The organism is Ignavibacteria bacterium, from assembly GCA_016707005.1.
Taxonomy (GTDB): domain Bacteria; phylum Bacteroidota; class Ignavibacteria; order Kapaibacteriales; family Kapaibacteriaceae; genus UBA10438.
The window spans coordinates 550,846-568,110 of record JADJIQ010000002.1 but is presented as its reverse complement, the minus strand read 5'-3'; the positions used below and the strand labels follow the sequence as shown (position 1 = coordinate 568,110).

Below are 17,265 nucleotides of genomic sequence, written 5' to 3'. Positions count from 1 at the left end.
CGATTCATTGTGTTCGGGTCGCATCTCATTTATGATCGGGTAACGAGAAGCTCCATCAATATTCGCGGGTACTTCGTGAAGAACGTGTCGTTCAATGTCGATGAGTCTGCGTGCATCATTCATTCTGGTCAGTGGTCCAATGGTGCTCATGGTGCGACGATCGTGCAGAATCGTACGCAAATCTATTCGCTTGTTCCATCGTCGTGGGGCGAGATATCTATTCCAGATCGACCAACTGATGGACTGGCGCAGTTCATTCCTCGTACAAACCTCCTTTGTAATGGCTTGGAGGTACTATCCTACCCTGATTGGAGAGTTGTAAGAAAGACGAGCCGTCGTCCCTACGGTAGATATGCTGATGACGGGTATAGAACTTCATGGTACGATTACTTCGGTAGCGGTCATTCAGTTTTCATTAGAGGATTTGCCGGAGGCAAAGATTATAGGCTTGCGTTCGCAGAGGTGCGTGCACCATTTCTATATAACACACCTTGGTACGAGACCAATCCTTCCTTGCGAGTGATTGCTTTGCCTGGTGACACGATACGTGTCTATGCCATCCCCAATACCGACCTGAACCCTGGACTCGACTGGATATACTTTCCAACTCCCATTCTTGAACACTCCCCCGTTAGTCTTCTGCTTGACTATCATCCAGTCACTGATTCCATGAGACTTCGATGTCGCGTTGACGGTACAGAAAGGTATGCTGATCACTTGTATCTAACCGCAGGCGAACATAGGGTTACGATTGAGCTTCATAGTGGTGATAGCCTTGTTGAAAGTTTCGATTCAACAATTCTTGTAGGTGCACGGGGTCGGTCCCCTTATAGTCTGTGGATTGGAGGTGTGCCAAACGGAATGACGGGAGTTGACTTGAGCCCGAGTGGCAATAAGATTGTCATGAGTGGAAATCGCATCTACCTTGCTGATCTGATTGGAGACACCCTGTCTAGGGTCTCCAAAGATGAGGTGTACAACGAATCAAGGCCAGTTGTCAAATTCATTTCGAATCATTCGCTCCTACTCTCGACGAATATGCAAACCGGGATAGGCCCGTCAGGAGGGTTGGCTGGATCGTATACGGACTACCAAATCTTGAAGTCTGTTGACGTAACAACTGGAAGTGTACGTAAGGGTGGTTTCTCACACCAGTGGTATGGCAATGAACCTGGACCGCCAAGGTATACCGGGGGGATTGATAGAATACGAGGTCGCGGTCTATTCTATACGGGTGGATTTGACGGTGATTCCAATAGTGTTGTGTGGGTGGTAACCGATACGTCACTTACTTCTGAAAAGCCATGTTTTTACTCTCCACGATTTGTAGCGGCTGATCCATCAACAGATAGTCCGTTGTTGATCGGTACGCTTACGATCAATGCACCGCAAACACGCACATCTCGACGAATCGATGGTCAGTCAAGAACTTGTTTGGGACTGATCGGCCTGCCAGCGATTCCGATGATGTTTGTGCACGATGGAAAGATCCTCTGGTCACGAGACGGAACGTATGATTCGCAAACTGGGCGCAACATCATTGCATCCTCATTGCAAGAGAATTGCATTGCGGTGCCCCACTCAAGTCTCGTCCTGTGCCCCGTTGCACAACCACAATCATCGCCGACAGATCTCGTGTTTTACTCGGCACTAGACACCCGCCCACTTGCGACTATCCACTATGGGGCTTCTATTGGTTCGATCATATGCGACACCTCAGGTCGCCGACTGCTCATCTCGCGAGGCTATCCAGCAGAGGTTGAAGTGCTCGACCTTGAGTCCATGATCAAGGACAATGGTCTTGAACAGTACTATCTCGATTCACCCACGTCAGTCTCAGAGCGTGACCCAGCCGTTCCGCATGCGCCTCGACCTAACCCTGCCTCAAACGTCGTTAGATTCGATCGTCCTGCATCGCACGAAGACCTCCAGCTTGAAGTGCGCGATCTAATGGGCGTATGTAAATGGAATACACTTGCTGCAGAGGGGTCTACCTACGTTGACTGGAACCTCCTTACCTCCTCCGGTCAACGCGTTGCCCCCGGCATGTACGGCTTCCTCCTCCGCACCCAGGACGGACGTATCCTTGAGTCCGGCACCTTCATCGTCGCACCCGAGTAGCTTGTAGAAGGCGCAGCAACAAGGTGTGTAGTAGGCGGTAGTGGGCTATGTTGTAGGTTGCATAATGGATCCAAAGACATGATTCGAATTGTAAAATGCTCGGCGCTTTGCCTCATTTGGGTGATCACGGTCGCCGATGTATGGTCGCAAGGTGCGATTCTCCAACCTTCGTGGAAAATGTCCATAGGGTGGTTGTATGATGTTAGCGATTCAACGGTTGTAACTGCACGGAATGATAGTGTAAGAATCCTTGATGCCTATACTGGAGCTGTACAACGTGTATGGACGGTACCATTCAACATCTATGGGATCTGTCTGCCGAAACATAAGAAGGGGGTGACGCTGCTACATGTTAAGACTGATACAGCATCGTCTATCGTTACAGTTTATGATTTCTCTGACGATGGAGTATTGGAGCGAAGTGATACGCTCAATGTGCCGATCAATCTGATCAACGATAAGTATGCCTATCGAATTCTTTGCATCAGTCAAGGTGGTCGATTTATTGTCACGGAGAGCGGAATCCTATTGAATCGCAAGGCAAAGTCGAGCAGTCGGATCACCAACTACAATCTCGTTTACGCCAGCTTCAGCATTGATGATGCCTTCGCGTCATACCTCTATGGGCGTAGGTGGGTCGGAATACGAGGTGACGTTCATGACGAGCGATATAATAGCTGGTACTCTGTGGACTCTAGCACTAAGGCATGTAAGTTCGCTATCCCGTCATCAGATGAATCCATGATACACCAGTTCTTGCCTGGTACAAATGAGTATCTAGCTAACGGAATTACCTATGATCTGTGTTCAGGTCAGACCATAACGCAATTCCCGATGACCCTGAGAGGCATTATCTGTGATAATGGTATGCGAACAATTGGATACGAGCATGTACAAGACAGTCGTCTTAGCCCGAGAATTCATTTGGTCATTTCAGATATCGAAACTGAAGAAAAGCAGTTCATTGAGGCGAATCTGTACAGTCAACCAATGTTCGAAGGCCGACATTCGTTCAAAATGTCGCCATCAGGTGAGGTGGTGGTCACGAGGGACACTATCATAAACGTTTACATAGCTTCAAAGCTTAAGAACGAGGTCCACCTATCCAAACCGATCAAACCTGTTCGGTACACGGAGCACACTACCTTCACCCCCGTATTTAGTCCGATTCCGATCAACGCTGGTCTTAGGATCGGAATAGTGTTCAATGGAGTTCCACCGAAGAATGGGCTCGCATTCTTACCCGCAGGTACACATGAAATGAGGGTGGAAGTCAGCGATCGATCTGGTGTTCGTTCAACGTTTGATACAACGATCGTCGTCGATACGCTTCCGTCGGTTGCCCATGCATTGTGGACGGGGCGTTTTCCCAAAAGCTACAATTATGATCTCTCACCGTCTGGTCGCAGAATCGCTGCGTGTGGTGAACATAACATCATAGCTGACTTGGAAGGCGATAGTTTGTTCTTTGTGGAAAAACCACTCGTAGACTGGATGCAGTCGCAAGTTGTATCATTTGCCACAAACGACAAGTTGGCATTTAGTCGATACACTCAAGGAGGCGAGAAGCTTCCGGGTGGACAGGAAAATTGGTACTTCTTCGAGCGTTGGACTCATAGGTTCTTGGACGTTGACGGCTTCCACTGGACTGAGGTTGAACAGCGTTTTGAGACATACACACCGAATTGTTCTAAGTCAGTATTCTTCCAGAGACATATTGATCGTCGGCATGGTCGCATCTCACTCTTTGAGTTTACGACGGACTACGTAAATCGATATCAATATCAATCTGAACTCGTTGTAGGTGAGCCAGGCTCCAGTATGCGTTCTGGGTGCCATGCTTACTTCAATTGCGTTGCTTTTGATCCTTCACAGGACAATCCGCTGTTTGTCCATGCAGTCACAAATGGTGGCGTCTGGCGAAAAAACGGCGGTTCTGGTTTGTGCGGTGACACACTACTTATTCCCGCGGAGTCGATGCTCTTTGTGAACGAAGGACGTTACCTGTGGTCGGGGAGCGGTATCTTCGACGGCCGAACTTATGAGCTGGTGCGATCAAGGAAGCTCCCAGCCAACGTGCAAGCCGTTCCACACACGAGTCTTGTTTTAGGCACGAAGGAACTGTATTCAAACAAATTGGATTCAACACTGTTCATCTTCCTTCACTCAGCAACAGGCGATACAGCCGGGAGAACTGTCCTCAGAGGACGTTTGTCTAGGTTGGTCTTTGACACTTCGGGATCCCGAATGTTGGTTTGGAACGCTACGGATACGGTGCTGCACATACTTGATGCCAAGGCCATTCTAAGAACAACTGGGCTGGATACTTTCTACGTTACAACGCCTTTGCCTCCAGTCGCACCTCCCCCCGACATAGATACAGCTGTTGATAGTATTGGAATCGTTTCATTCCCAAATCCAGCAACTGAGTGGGCTGAGTTCATTTTGTCAAGTAGCCGAACTGAAGTAAACGATCTGATCGTTTACAGCGAGATGGGGAGTACAATGCTTACGGCACAGCTAGATCCGACGTCGACCCGCTACCGATGGAATCTCCGCAGCGGCTCAAACCAACGCGTCGCCCCCGGCATGTACGGCTTCCTCCTCCGCACCCAGGACGGACGTATCCTTGAGTCCGGCACCTTCATTGTCGCCCCCGAATAGCTTAACGAAGGCGCTTGCAGAAGGCTCTTGAAGAAGGCGCTTGCAGAAGGCTCTTGAAGAAGGCGCTTGCAGAAGTCTCTTGCAGAAGGCGCTTGCAGAAGGCGCTTGAAAAAGGCGCTTACAAAGGCGCTTAAAAAGCTACCTGTCAAGGCACAAGGTCACCGGACCATCATTCACCAGATGCACGTCCATCATGGCACCAAAGACGCCAGTGGCGATAGTGATCGGTTGTTGAGCGTCTCGGGAGAGATCCTCAATGCGGCGAATGAGTTCGTTGAAGAGGGGCTGGGCATGTTCCGGTCGTGCGGCCTCGACGAATGATGGTCTTGTGCCCTTGGACACATCTCCGTAGAGTGTGAATTGTGAGACGAGGAGGATGCCCCCTCCTGTCTCCTTGATGGAGAGATTCATCTTCCCTTCAGCATCGGGAAAGATGCGCAGGGCGAGGAGCTTCTCAGCCATCCACGCCACGTTCATGGAGTTGTCTGTATGGGTGATGCCCACAAGGGCCAACAAGCCCCGGTCGATCCGACCAACCGTGATGGAGTCTATGTCTACGTGGGCTGAGCTGACACGTTGGATGACAATACGCATGGTGTTCCTTGTTCGTCTGCGAATATGTAAGTTCGTCATTGATCTGTACACAACATCACGCCCCCTTATGAAGACATTTTTCTCTGTGCTCATCGCATGTGTCGTAATGGCATTCACTCTACAAGACCCAGCACCTGCCAAAAAGGGTCAAGAATATGGTGCCGGGGTGAAGGCGTCCACGGTTCTCTCCCTCTCTCGTGCGGTTACAGAGAAGAAGTTCAATGCACCGATCGCCGTAACGGCGATGGTGAAGGAAGTCTGTCAGAAAAAGGGGTGCTGGATGATCCTTGCCGACGGAACAACCAAGGTGCGCGTCACCTTCAAGGATTATAGTTTCTTTATGCCGAAGGATCTTGCCGGTAAACGCATCGTTGCTGAAGGAATGCTCAAAGAAGATGTGCTCAGTGAGGCCGATGCCCGACACTATGCAGAGGATGCCGGGAAGTCGAAGAAGGAGATCGAGAAGATCAAGGGCGACCAACAAGAACTCACGTTTGAGGCTACCGGCGTTCGCGTTCGATGAACATCGCACTCCCTGAATGGATGGAGCTGGTAAAGCCCCCTCAATATGCCGATGATGAATCGGCGATGAGATATGTTCTCACGCTCGCTCAGCGGAACATCGAAGAACGCACGGGCGGACCATTCGCAGCAGCACTTGTCAGTGAAGATCATCGCGTGATCGCCTCGGGTGTGAACCTTGTTACGTCGTTGAACTGCGCTGTTTTTCATGCGGAGATCGTAACGATCATGATGGCAAGTGAACGACTCGGCACGTGGGCCTTGGCAGAACGCGGTCGGTTCACAATGGTGATCACCGCAGAACCATGCGCGATGTGTATGGGCGCTATACCATGGGCCGGTATCAAGCGAGTGGTTTCCTGTGTACGTGATGAAGATGTTCGTGCGGTCGGCTTCAACGAAGGCAACAAACCACAGGATTGGATCGAACACTACACATCGCAAGGTATCTCAGTGACTCGCGATGTTCTGCGAAATGAAGGTATGAAGGTGCTCGAGGCCTATGTGGCCTCCGGTGCCGTGATCTATAACGGAGAATAAGATGAACTTCACGATCGAGAATGGTCCCGTCTACGCCTCCCTGCGCGTGGATATGCAACAGGGCGAGAGATTCCGAGCCGAGCCGGGTGCGATGTTGTCGATGACACCTACCATCGAACTGGAGACGAAGTCTGCAGGTAAGGGGCTTCTTGGAACACTCAAAGCCGCCGTCGGCGGAGAGTCGATCTTTGCCTCGATGTACACTGCCGCCCACGGTCCGGGCGAACTCTACCTAGCCCCGTCTGCACCCGGAGACATCATGCAGCTGGATCTGAACAATGAGACCATCCTTGCCTACGGTGGTGCCTACCTCGCTGGCAGCCCCGATCTTACGATCAGTGCCAGAGGTTCGATCAAGTCACTCGTGGCGGGCACAGATCTCTTCCTCAGTGTTCTCTCAGGGTCCGGACCGCTCTTTCTCAATGGATTCGGTGCGATCTACAAGAAGACGCTTGGTCCGGGTGAGCCGTACGTTGTTGATACTGGACATATCGTGGCCTTCACCGATGGTATGCAATACTCCATCAAAACAGCGGCGAAGGGGCTCTTCAGCTCCTTTGCCAGTGGAGAAGGTCTTGTCTGTATGTTCAGCGGTCCGGGTACGATCTGGATGCAAACGCGCAACATCCGGCACTTCGCGCAGTCGCTGATCCCATTCCTACCATCGAGTGGCAGCTAGTACTTTTCAGTCTCTACGGTGCAGAGGACAGAAGACAGATCGTTGAAGATCAGATCGTCCGGTTCGAAAGAAAAGTGCGGTAAGACAACTTCAGAGACCTTGCCGGTCACTTGGAGGCGCATGCGTGTGAGCTGCTTGTCATCTCCAACAACCTTCACCGGCACAAGCATTGTGAAGTCATCCGAGACACCTTCTTGCTTCACACGCAGCGTAACCTTCCATTGTCCCGCTGGAAGTGCCTCTTTCTTCCATGCAACGGTGTAGGTAGGAAGCTGGTTGCCGTAGACCCATTCATCAAAGAACCACTGCAAGTCGGCGCCAGTTACGTTCTCAATGGTGCGCTGGAAGTTGGCCGTTGATGCACGCTTACCATTGTACTTCACGTAGAATTCCTTCATGACCGTAAGGAAGACATCCTCCTTCATGGTCCTGAGGTCGATCATCATGTTCCGAAGCATGTGAAGAACCCATGCCCCTTTGTAATAGACAAAGGCATTGTAAGCATTTCCGCCGCTGATTCCTGCACCTGACGTTACGCGATGACCAAGTGCTACAGAGGGTGGGGCGAGATTCTCACCGAGTGCTTTCTTGCCGAACGACATGATCTGATCTCGGTATTCATCGAGCAAACGAAAGAACTTTTTTCCCTCCTGCGCAGCCAACTGGGAATACATGAGGCATGAGTACTCAGCAAATCCTTCTGAGATCCAGCGGTCCCGGTAGAGCATCGGCTTCACGCTGATACCCCACCATTGGTGTGCTACCTCGTGCGATGTGAACTGTTCGCCAAAGAAATCATCCGTTGATGCATCCTCTGCACGAAAGAACGCATAACTCGATAGGTGTAAGAGTCCGGGGAATGCTTCGCCGTGATTTCCCGGAAGTTCTGTTGCATTCAGGTGGCTGATCGAGAGAGGACCGAAGAGTCGAGAATAGAACAACAATGATTGTTGAACATCCAAGGCAACAGCATCTACCTGGTCCTTGGTATTGTAGTGCAACGTGGCCGTTGGTGTTTCCTTGGTCGTCTCAAGCTCTCTGCTCTTGAAGAGACCGATATGGAAGGAGTTGTTAGTGTTCGGGATGGTTGTCACCCAACGACTCGTGGTTGTGCGATCAACGGTATTGATCGACTTCTGTTCGCCGAGCGAGAGCAACGTCATCGATGAAGGATAGGAGAACGTTATGTCGTAGAGTGCTTTATGGAAATACGAGTGTGATGGGATCCAATCGAGCGACGTCTTCAACACGGTGTAGTCCTGATATCGTTCAATGATGTCGCCACTGTACGACACAGTGATGGAAAGGGGCTGACCCTTCTTGTGCCAAGAGGGGAGTTTCACCCAGAACCGAGATGCATCTTTCGAGCGGAACGTGGTGAGTTTCTCACTGTTGAGTTTAACAGAGTCAAGCTTTAGATACGAGGTGATCTCCATTTCAAGCCACAGCACGCTGTCGGCATTGACCTCCATGTCGATCCGATCATGTGTCTTCATGTCGAGTGATCTTGCAATGTCGCACGTCATCGTATGCTTGATCGTTCGAACCTGATCGTGGCCTTCAACACCGTCATCAGAGAGTGGTGGCCAACCGGACACGTCCGGACATTGATTGATAAAGGTCATGGACTTTGGACCCTTCTTCTCGTGTCGTGCCGAGAGAATGAAAGGCTCGATGTCGTACGGGTTGTGAACCACGTAACACTCCATGTCCTTCCGATACTTTAGCTGCGCATAGAATAGAGGTGATGAATAGTTGTTCAACAGACAACGCGAGAATGCGCCATCGACGTCCTTGTTGTCGTTCTCACTGATGAAGGACGTAGCCATCAACGCAGATCCCTGCATTGATTCCGGAACGCTCCCAGAGGCAGGAAACTCATTGATCAGCGAAGGAAGTCGATTATCCGTGAAGATGAACACGGCCTTGTCGAATTCTTCCGAAAATTGATCGGCATGGTAGAATCGTTGGAGGTTCACCACTTCGGTAGGGTGATTCGGGGTAAAGGTAACGGTGCCACTTCCGGAGAAAACGCCGGCTACCGGACGGCCATCATAGCGCTCCAGATAGACCCAGGATCCGCTGTCGAGACTGATCGTTATCAGGCCGTCCTCGAAGATCACGCCCCCTATCTGTCGGTGGGATGAACTATCGAGTTTGAGGTTCAGGACGGTATCGCGGAACGCCTCAAATGTTGCGGGTGAGGTCTCTCCGGCCTGCCCAGCCCCCTGAAAAAGGACTATTGCGCCGACACAGCAAACTATCGCTCGAAAGAAATACATAGCCCCTCAGAAGAATACGATTAGGATCCTTTGACCGAAAGGCGAATCTACGGAAGCCAGATTCTATCTTTGTACCTATGACAGAACAGATACAATCGCTGATCGGTAAGGAGTTTCCCTGCCTTGACAAGGGATTCGTTCGACTCATTGACGTGATGGGGGATGATGCCGCCATCGTGCAAGCCGCCCGCGTGTCCTATGGCTCCGGGACAAAGAAGGTGCACGAGGATAGGGGGCTCATCCGCTATTTGCTGCGTCACGCGCATACTACACCGTTCGAAATGGTGGAGTTCAAGTTCCATGTGAAGCTGCCGATCTTCGTTGCCCGACAATGGATCAGGCATCGCACAGCCAACGTGAACGAATATTCCGGCCGGTATTCGGAAATGAAGGACGAATTCTACGTACCTGCGCCGGATCAGGTCCGAGCACAGAGTACATCGAACAAACAGGGTAGATCAGAGGATGCTTTTGCCCCTGAGGAGTCCGAACGCATCCGCACGATGATGTCCGACACGCAGGACAAACTCTACGCCGAGTACCAAGAATTGCTGGGAACAGATCTCGCCCGCGAGATCGCCCGTATCAATCTCCCCGTATCGAATTACACAGAGTGGTATTGGAAGATCGATCTGCATAACCTCTTCCATTTCCTTCGCCTGCGGATCGATGCACACGCGCAATATGAGATCCGCGTCTATGGAGAAGCCATGGCAGAGATCGTCAAGGCCGTTGTACCTGCAGCGTGGGAGGCATTCGAAGACTATCTGCTGCATGCCCGCAGGTTCTCTCGCAAGGAACTCATTGCATTGCGTGCAATGTTGACTACGATGACGCCCGAGGCCTCTACACTGGAAGCTGCCGGTCTCAAGGGACGCGAAGCCGAGGAATTCCTCACGAAACTGGATGAAATGTCGAGCCTGTGAAACTGACCCTGCTCTTTGCATCACTCATTGTGGTCGCTGGCTGTGCCAACGATCCCCTGGAGCCGTTGCCTGAGCAGTTCCCAGCAGTTCCGGCTCATCTTCCGACAATGCCGTTTCCGGCAAACAATCCGATCACGCCGTCCAAGGTGGATCTTGGCCGTCACCTTTACTACGATGCTCGACTCTCCAGCGAAGGTACGATCGCCTGTGCATCGTGTCACCGTCCGGAAATGTCATTCTCTGATGCTCCGAACCAAGTGAGCGAGGGAGTCTATGGTTCTCGCGGACAGCGAAACGCACCGATGATCGTCAACGCCGGCTATCGTAAGGTGATGTTCTGGGATGGTCGCGCCGGTACTCTCGAGGAGCAAGCAATGGGTGCCTTCCTTAACTCCACCGAGATGGATGCCGATACGTTGGCCGTTGCCGCTCTCCTGCGTTCCGCTGAGTATCGGGCAAAGTGGACCGCGGCCTTCGGTGATACTCTTGTGAACATGACGCGCGCTATGCAGGCCATTGCGACCTTCGAGCGCACAATCGTAAGCACGAACAGCAGGTATGACAGATTCGCTCGTGGGGAGATCAATGCCCTTTCTGCTCAAGAACGTCAGGGATTGCAGCTCTTCTTTAGCAGCAAGACCATGTGCAGTTCCTGTCATGGCGGTCCTGACTTCACGGACGATCTCTTCCATAACGTTGGACTCTTCCATCACTACTTCGACCGCGGTCTGTACAACGTAACAAAGGACCCGCTTGACGAGGGAAAGTTCAAGACCCCAACGTTGCGGAATGTTGCCCTCAGTCCGCCCTATATGGCCACGGGTGATAGTGAGAAGGGGCTCCTCACAACACTCGAACAAGTTGTAGATCATTACAATGAAGGCGGCACGTCCTTCCCCAACAAAGACCCGCGCGTAAAGAAGCTAGGCCTTACGGACCCTGAAAAGGCTGCTCTCGTTGCCTTCATGAAGGCACTAACGGATTCGAGTGTACTCACCAATCCGCAGTGGCAAAAGCCATAACGATACCTCTTCGTTACCTGTTCACAGTCTCGTTACACCCTACAATACCTTGATGTAGCGGTTACACGTGCGTGATGTTGTCGAACGAGATTTGCGTCATGAGAATACGACGCCGGATCTTGTTCATCTGCGGATCGATGAATCAGACCACGATGATGGAAAAGATATCTCGACATCTTCTCCACCACGACTGCTGGTTCACTCCCCATTACACTGACGGATTCATCGGGATCCTCGAAAAACGAAAGCTCATTGAATGGACCGTTGCTGGCCAAGGCCATCAGTCGCGGGCATTAGGTTTTCTTGAGCAACACGGTAAACAGATCGACTTTCGGGGCTCTCGCCACATGTATGACCTGGTGGTAACATGCAGCGATCTCGTTGTCCCAAAGAACATCCGTCACGGACGTGTGGTCTTGGTCCAAGAGGGCATGACCGATCCGGAGAACATGGCCTACTATCTCGTCAAGTACCTGGGACTTCCACGGTACCTCGCGTCTACGTCAACGTTCGGGATGTCCGACGCCTATATGCGCATGTGCGTGGCATCAGAGGGATACAAACGCCACTTCATTCAAAAAGGGGCGAAGCACTCCAAGATCGCCGTCACGGGAATACCGAACTTCGACAACTGTATAGAGTACACAGCACAGCAATTCGAACATCGCAACTTCGTACTCGTGGCCACGAGTGATGCGCGGGAGACGTTCAAATACGAAAACAGAAAGGCTACGATCGAGCGGTCCCTTGCGATCGCCAACGGCCGTAAACTCATCTTCAAGCTCCATCCGAATGAAGTTGCCTCAAGAGCGGTAGCTGAGATCGAGAAGTGGGCGCCCGGCGCGGAGGTGATCACAGGCAGACCGATCGAACCACTCATCGCACACTGTGATACACTGATAACAAAGTACTCTTCATGTGTCTACGTCGGTATTGCGCTCGGGAAGGAAGTATACAGCGACTTCCCGATCGAAACCCTGCGCGAGCTATGTCCAATTCAGAATGGCGGAAGATCAGCTGAACGTATTGCTTCGGTATGTGAAGAAGTTGTGGACTCGCTAGGGGTACGAGTTGCAGCATTACATCCTCAACAGATGATCGCGAGCGCAGCATGACCGTACCGAGGATCGTTATCGTCTGTCAGGCGCGATTGGGCTCGACAAGACTTCCAAGAAAGGTGCTTCTGCCGTTGGCTGGACAGCCCCTTCTCCTCCGCTTCCTCGAACGGGTATCGCGCTCACGATTGGCAAGCAAGGTGGTTGTTGCTACAACAATTGACCCTTCTGATGATCAGCTCTGTCGACTATGTTCTGAGGCAGGGTATGATGTGTACCGCGGACATCCTCATGACCTCCTTGACAGGCATCTCAAGACCGCTCAAGCGTTTGGTGCAGACGTCATCGTGAAGATCCCGTCTGATTGTCCACTTATCGATCCCGGAATCATCGACACCGTTATCGCATCATATCTCGCACATCAAGGCACAGTGGACTACGTCAGCAACCTTCATCCCGGCTCATGGCCTGATGGTAATGACGTAGAGGTGATGAGTGTGAAGATCCTCGAACGGGCGTGGTATGCAGCTCTTCTTCCGTATGAACGGGAGCATACCACGCCCTGGATGTGGGACGGAAACGCTGGTGTTCGTACGGCAAACGTGACGTGGCATCACGGACCTGATCTGAGTATGAGTCAGCGCTGGACGATCGACTATCCGGAAGACTACATGCTCATCAAAGCGGTGTATGACAATCTCTATTGCCAGTCCCCCCATTTCGGGACAAACGAGATCCTCTCCTTCCTGAACGATCATCCGGAGATCGCTGGCGTCAATGCACACCTCGCCGGAGTGAATTGGTACCGAGATCATCTCACAGATCTCCGAACCATCGATGCGCGGCACACTCGTGACTACCCATCTTCATCCCAACCCGCATGAACGTAGCCCATCTTTCTGAACTGCCGAAAATGTCCCTTCGCGTACGTGAGCACATTCTGCGCATGTCAACCGATGGCGGGTGTTTCACCGGTGCATCCTTGTCATGTGCAGACCTGCTGGTGTACCTCTACACGACGTATCTGCGCGTTACGCCCGACACCGTAGCCTCACCAGACCGTGATGTCCTTCTACTCTCAAAGGGGCATGATGTACCGGCCCTCTATGGCGTATTCGCTGAATTGGGATTCATCACGCGAGATCGACTCAAGAATCACTTGCGCGTTCATGACGATCTGTATTGGCATCCCAATCGAAACATTCCGGGCGTAGAGTTCCACAGTGGCTCGCTGGGACATTTGTTGAGCGTTGGTCTTGGTATGGCCGTTGACATACGAATGAAAGGTCTAGATAGCAGAGTTGTTGTTGTTCTCGGTGATGGTGAACTCAACGAGGGGAGTATCTGGGAGGCTTGCCTCACAGCTCATGCACTGAAGATCGATAATCTGATCGCTGTGGTGGATCGAAATCTCTTCCAAGCGAACATTCGTACTGAAGAGCTGATACCTCTTGAGCCCCTTACAACAAAGTTCGAGGCATTTGGTTGGAACGTTGAGACCGTGAACGGTCACGACTTCGATGATCTTCATAGTGTGTTCTCGTCACTCCCATCGCGAAATGGGGCCCCTACTGTTGTGATCGCCGATACACAACGCGGACGAGGTGTGCCGAGCATCGCAGAACGCGCAGACAGATGGTTCTGCAACTTCACACACGAGGAAGTATCGGCCTTGATCCAAGAACTGCACGGACACACCCAGGCCACACTCACATCCGAAACCATGGTGGTGCGATGATCCCTTATGAGTCAATACTCCTTGATTGCGTCCGCTCCGATGAACGAGTGATGGTCCTCACAGCCGAGAATAGGGGGCACATGCGCAATGCACCGCCCCTTATGGGCGACAGATTCATCGACGTTGGCATTGCTGAACAGACGATGATCGGCATGGCTGCCGGATTGGCCGCGCGAGGAAGGATCGTTGTGACCCATGCACTTGCCTCGTTCATCACTCTCAGAGCCTTTGAGTTCATTCGAGATGACGTTGGTATTCCGGCCTTACCGGTCATCATGGTTGGAATGGTGCCGGGGATACTGAGCGATGCAAACGGTCCTACGCATCAGGCGATCGATGACGTTGGACTCATGCGTGGGATCCCGAATATCAATGTCTTCTGTCCAGCCGATGAAGAGGACCTCAAGATCGGCCTTCGAGACATCATCTTCAGCGGGAAGCCATACTACGTGCGATACACCAATTCGCCGGCTGCTGTTGATCACGAACCAGCATTCACTCCTGGTGTGGCCGAGATCGTTGCCGGTCCAACATTCGGTATGCGCGATGTTACCATCCTTACCTACGGCGTGATGCTTCGTCATGCCGTCCTGGCAGCATCGATGTTAGCCGTACAGGGGATCGTTGTGCAGGTTGTGAATCTGCGGACATTGAAACCGATCGACGAAGAACGAATTCTCGAAGCGTCGGAGAATAGCGATCTCGTTGTGACACTCGAGGATCACTTCCTTACGAACGGTCTCTTCAGTATCGTCTCTGAGATCCTTGTCCAGCGTCGCAAGTCGGTGGATGTCCTTCCGATCGGATTTACAACATGGTTCCGTCCGGCGATCCTTCCCGATGTACTTGAGAATGAAGGACTGAATGGTGACCACATTGCACGTCGGATCAAGGAGCACCTTCAGCGAAGTATCGAACGTCAGTCCCTGGAGCCGTCGTATGCCTAACGCACAGTATCCTACGATCACTCGTTCCGAGCAGCTCCTTCAACGTGCAGAAGGACTCATTCCTGCCTACACACAGACGCATGCCAAGGGTCCGGGGCAATACGTACAGGGTGTTGCGCCGATCTATGCAGAGCGGGCAAAGGGCGCACATCTTTGGGACGTTGATGGGAACAAGTATCTCGACTACACGATGGCCGTTGGCCCGCTGATCCTAGGATACGGTCACGAAGTTGTGGATACAGCCGTTGAACGTCAGCTCAAGGATGGTATCACGTTTTCGTTGATGCATCCCCTTGAGGTGGAAGTGGCCGAACTCGTCCGATCGATCGTTCCGAACGCAGAATCCGTCAGATACTCTAAGACCGGGTGTGACGTTACCTCAGCAGCTGTTCGACTGGCACGTGCATTTACCGGTCGGGATACCATCGTCTGTTGTGGATATCATGGCTGGCATGATTGGTACATCGGAACAACGGATCGTGATGCAGGTATTCCGCGATCGGTGAAGGACCTGACGTATACGTTCAACTACAATGATGTTGATAGTGTCCTCGCTGCGATCGATGACAACACGGCTGCGATCATCCTCGAGCCAATGGTGTTTGAGGAGCCCCGTGACGGATTCCTGCAAACCCTGCGTTCGATCTGTGATGAACGTGGCATACTCCTCATCTTCGATGAGATGTGGACAGGGTTCCGCATCGCACTTGGCGGTGCTCAGGAACGATTTGGCGTCCGCGCTGATCTCGCCTGCTTCTCGAAAGCCGTTGCCAATGGCATGCCCCTTTCGATCTTAACGGGTCGGTCAGACATCATGAAGCTTTGCGCACACGACGTGTTCTTCTTCACAACATTCGGTGGTGAGGCACTGTCCTTAGCAGCAGCAAAAGCTACGATCCAATATCTGGCCGACAACGATGTGCCGCGCAGGATCGAAGAACTCGGCTGTCAGCTTCGAGATGGTCTGAACTCTCTCATCGAAGATCTAGAAATACCCTACGTATCATGTAAGGGGCTTGGCACACGTACGATCGTGGCGTTTGATGGATCAGTTGCCGACCCGATGTTGATGAAGTCCTACGTGCAGCAAGAGATGATCGCCCGCGGAATCCTGTGGGGAGGCTTCCACAACATGTCATATGCGCATACACCTGCCGATGTGACGTACACTCTTGAGTCGTATCACGAGGTACTCCTACTTCTTCGTGAAGCAGTAAGCAGTAGCAACCTGCTTGCACAACTCCGGGGAACGCCTGTGCAGCCGGTGTTCCGACGTACCGGCAATTTCAACACCAAACCACGCAACGTGAGTGTAGGCGCATGAGTAAAGATCTGATGAGACTCGATGGTAGAGTAGCAGTGGTGACCGGGGCGGCCGGACTCCTTGGAAGAAGGCACTGTGAGGCACTTGCAGATGCCGGCGCCACCGTGTTCGCATGTGACCTGTCTGCCAAGGCCGCTCAAGAAGTGGCACAGAACCTCGGGACGCAACATGTTGGAATGGCACTCGATGTAACGAATGACGAGACCATCATGGAGTTGCGTTCTCGATTGTTGGACGAGCATGGCGGTGTAGATGTCCTTGTGAACAACGCGGCCATGAACGACATGGTGGAGAGCCCCTTGTCATCAGTAGAGTCCTCAAGATTCGAGAATTATCCGGTGAAGCTCTTCAGACGAGTGATGGACGTGAACGTCACCGGAGTATTCCTGATGAGTCAGATCATTGGATCCATCATGGCAGAGTCCGGTAAGGGATCGATCATCAACATTGCATCAACCTATGGTGTAGTTGCGCCCGATCAGAGCATTTATCGCTCGACATCAGGTGAGCAAACGTTTTACAAGAGCGCTGCTTATCCCACAAGTAAGGGAGCCGTGATCATGCTCACGAAGTTCCTTGCCACGTATTGGGGACATCGAGGAGTGCGAGCCAATTGCCTTTCACCAGGTGGCGTAGAGAATGGACAGAGCGAACAGTTTATTGAGCAATACAGTCGCCGCACCCCGCTAGGTCGAATGGCGACATCTACAGACTATCAAGCGGCATTGGTCTTTCTGGCAAGTGATGCATCGAGATACATGACAGGGCAGAATCTCATTGTTGATGGCGGGTGGACCGCTTGGTAGACATCGTACACGCAAGAATTCACACACCCACGAACACTTTCACAC

15 protein-coding genes are annotated in these 17,265 nt (G+C 52.0%); 13 read left to right on the top strand and 2 right to left on the bottom strand.

The features are described from left to right. Positions 1-1,098: 1,098 nt before the first annotated feature. Together IPI29_05270 and IPI29_05265 are read left to right on the top strand one after the other, a co-directional pair. On the top strand, positions 1,099-2,121 hold the full coding sequence (locus tag IPI29_05270) for a hypothetical protein (protein MBK7411945.1): 1,023 nt from the start codon (positions 1,099-1,101) through the stop codon (positions 2,119-2,121). A gap of 78 nt (positions 2,122-2,199) precedes the next feature. Then, a complete protein-coding gene (locus IPI29_05265; GenBank protein MBK7411944.1) occupies positions 2,200-4,785 on the top strand; it encodes a hypothetical protein in 2,586 nt (861 codons plus the stop codon). 138 nt (positions 4,786-4,923) lie between these two features. On the opposite strand, the gene IPI29_05260 is transcribed toward IPI29_05265, so the two are convergent. Beyond that, positions 4,924-5,379 (bottom strand): D-tyrosyl-tRNA(Tyr) deacylase, encoded by a 456-nt coding sequence (locus IPI29_05260; GenBank protein ID MBK7411943.1) that lies wholly within the window; start codon positions 5,377-5,379, stop codon positions 4,924-4,926. Here IPI29_05260 and IPI29_05255 point away from each other — a divergent pair. Genes IPI29_05255 through IPI29_05245 form a run of 3 tightly spaced genes read left to right on the top strand, consistent with a single transcriptional unit; the run spans position 5,378 to position 7,120 of the window. Continuing rightward, positions 5,378-5,902: a DUF4920 domain-containing protein gene (locus IPI29_05255; GenBank protein MBK7411942.1), complete on the top strand. Its 525-nt coding sequence runs from the start codon at positions 5,378-5,380 to the stop codon at positions 5,900-5,902. The genes IPI29_05260 and IPI29_05255 overlap by 2 nt on opposite strands. Continuing rightward, the gene (locus IPI29_05250; GenBank protein ID MBK7411941.1) at positions 5,899-6,441 is read left to right on the top strand and encodes a nucleoside deaminase; all 543 of its coding nucleotides are present in this window, start codon (positions 5,899-5,901) and stop codon (positions 6,439-6,441) included. Before IPI29_05255 ends, IPI29_05250 begins: the two co-directional genes overlap by 4 nt. Before the next feature lies 1 nt (position 6,442). Beyond that, positions 6,443-7,120, top strand: coding sequence for a TIGR00266 family protein (locus IPI29_05245; GenBank protein ID MBK7411940.1), 678 nt, complete (start codon positions 6,443-6,445; stop codon positions 7,118-7,120). Here the strand turns inward: IPI29_05245 and IPI29_05240 are convergent. Next, positions 7,117-9,402, bottom strand: a complete 2,286-nt coding sequence (locus tag IPI29_05240) for a hypothetical protein (GenBank protein ID MBK7411939.1) — start codon at positions 9,400-9,402, stop codon at positions 7,117-7,119. The genes IPI29_05245 and IPI29_05240 overlap by 4 nt on opposite strands. A gap of 77 nt (positions 9,403-9,479) precedes the next feature. Here IPI29_05240 and IPI29_05235 point away from each other — a divergent pair, with 77 nt between their 5' ends. The 8 genes from IPI29_05235 (at position 9,480) to IPI29_05200 (ending at position 17,220) form a co-directional block, all read left to right on the top strand. Continuing rightward, complete coding sequence (locus IPI29_05235; GenBank protein MBK7411938.1) at positions 9,480-10,328, top strand: FAD-dependent thymidylate synthase; 849 nt, start codon at positions 9,480-9,482, stop codon at positions 10,326-10,328. Next, positions 10,325-11,350, top strand: coding sequence for a hypothetical protein (locus IPI29_05230; protein MBK7411937.1), 1,026 nt, complete (start codon positions 10,325-10,327; stop codon positions 11,348-11,350). Before IPI29_05235 ends, IPI29_05230 begins: the two co-directional genes overlap by 4 nt. Positions 11,351-11,454: 104 nt before the next feature. After that, entirely contained in the window at positions 11,455-12,465 is a 1,011-nt protein-coding gene (locus IPI29_05225; GenBank protein MBK7411936.1) for a hypothetical protein, read from the top strand. After that, the gene (locus IPI29_05220; GenBank protein MBK7411935.1) at positions 12,462-13,289 is read left to right on the top strand and encodes a glycosyltransferase family protein; all 828 of its coding nucleotides are present in this window, start codon (positions 12,462-12,464) and stop codon (positions 13,287-13,289) included. The genes IPI29_05225 and IPI29_05220 overlap by 4 nt, the downstream gene beginning before the upstream one ends. Next, the gene (locus IPI29_05215; GenBank protein MBK7411934.1) at positions 13,286-14,143 is read left to right on the top strand and encodes a transketolase; all 858 of its coding nucleotides are present in this window, start codon (positions 13,286-13,288) and stop codon (positions 14,141-14,143) included. Before IPI29_05220 ends, IPI29_05215 begins: the two co-directional genes overlap by 4 nt. Next, on the top strand, positions 14,140-15,090 hold the full coding sequence (locus tag IPI29_05210; protein ID MBK7411933.1) for a transketolase: 951 nt from the start codon (positions 14,140-14,142) through the stop codon (positions 15,088-15,090). Before IPI29_05215 ends, IPI29_05210 begins: the two co-directional genes overlap by 4 nt. Next, positions 15,083-16,414: an aminotransferase class III-fold pyridoxal phosphate-dependent enzyme gene (locus IPI29_05205; protein MBK7411932.1), complete on the top strand. Its 1,332-nt coding sequence runs from the start codon at positions 15,083-15,085 to the stop codon at positions 16,412-16,414. The genes IPI29_05210 and IPI29_05205 overlap by 8 nt, the downstream gene beginning before the upstream one ends. Continuing rightward, complete coding sequence (locus IPI29_05200) at positions 16,411-17,220, top strand: SDR family oxidoreductase (GenBank protein ID MBK7411931.1); 810 nt, start codon at positions 16,411-16,413, stop codon at positions 17,218-17,220. The genes IPI29_05205 and IPI29_05200 overlap by 4 nt, the downstream gene beginning before the upstream one ends. The last annotated feature ends 45 nt before the right edge of the window (positions 17,221-17,265 follow it).

Coding starts and splice junctions, on each gene's coding strand:
- IPI29_05205 (MBK7411932.1), top strand. CDS start 15,083: ATGCCTAACGCACAGTATCCTACGATCACTCGTTCCGAGCAGCTCCTT.
- IPI29_05210 (MBK7411933.1), top strand. CDS start 14,140: ATGATCCCTTATGAGTCAATACTCCTTGATTGCGTCCGCTCCGATGAA.
- IPI29_05240 (MBK7411939.1), bottom strand. CDS start 9,402: ATGTATTTCTTTCGAGCGATAGTTTGCTGTGTCGGCGCAATAGTCCTT.
- IPI29_05265 (MBK7411944.1), top strand. CDS start 2,200: ATGATTCGAATTGTAAAATGCTCGGCGCTTTGCCTCATTTGGGTGATC.
- IPI29_05255 (MBK7411942.1), top strand. CDS start 5,378: ATGGTGTTCCTTGTTCGTCTGCGAATATGTAAGTTCGTCATTGATCTG.
- IPI29_05260 (MBK7411943.1), bottom strand. CDS start 5,379: ATGCGTATTGTCATCCAACGTGTCAGCTCAGCCCACGTAGACATAGAC.
- IPI29_05200 (MBK7411931.1), top strand. CDS start 16,411: ATGAGTAAAGATCTGATGAGACTCGATGGTAGAGTAGCAGTGGTGACC.
- IPI29_05215 (MBK7411934.1), top strand. CDS start 13,286: ATGAACGTAGCCCATCTTTCTGAACTGCCGAAAATGTCCCTTCGCGTA.
- IPI29_05245 (MBK7411940.1), top strand. CDS start 6,443: ATGAACTTCACGATCGAGAATGGTCCCGTCTACGCCTCCCTGCGCGTG.
- IPI29_05250 (MBK7411941.1), top strand. CDS start 5,899: ATGAACATCGCACTCCCTGAATGGATGGAGCTGGTAAAGCCCCCTCAA.
- IPI29_05220 (MBK7411935.1), top strand. CDS start 12,462: ATGACCGTACCGAGGATCGTTATCGTCTGTCAGGCGCGATTGGGCTCG.
- IPI29_05235 (MBK7411938.1), top strand. CDS start 9,480: ATGACAGAACAGATACAATCGCTGATCGGTAAGGAGTTTCCCTGCCTT.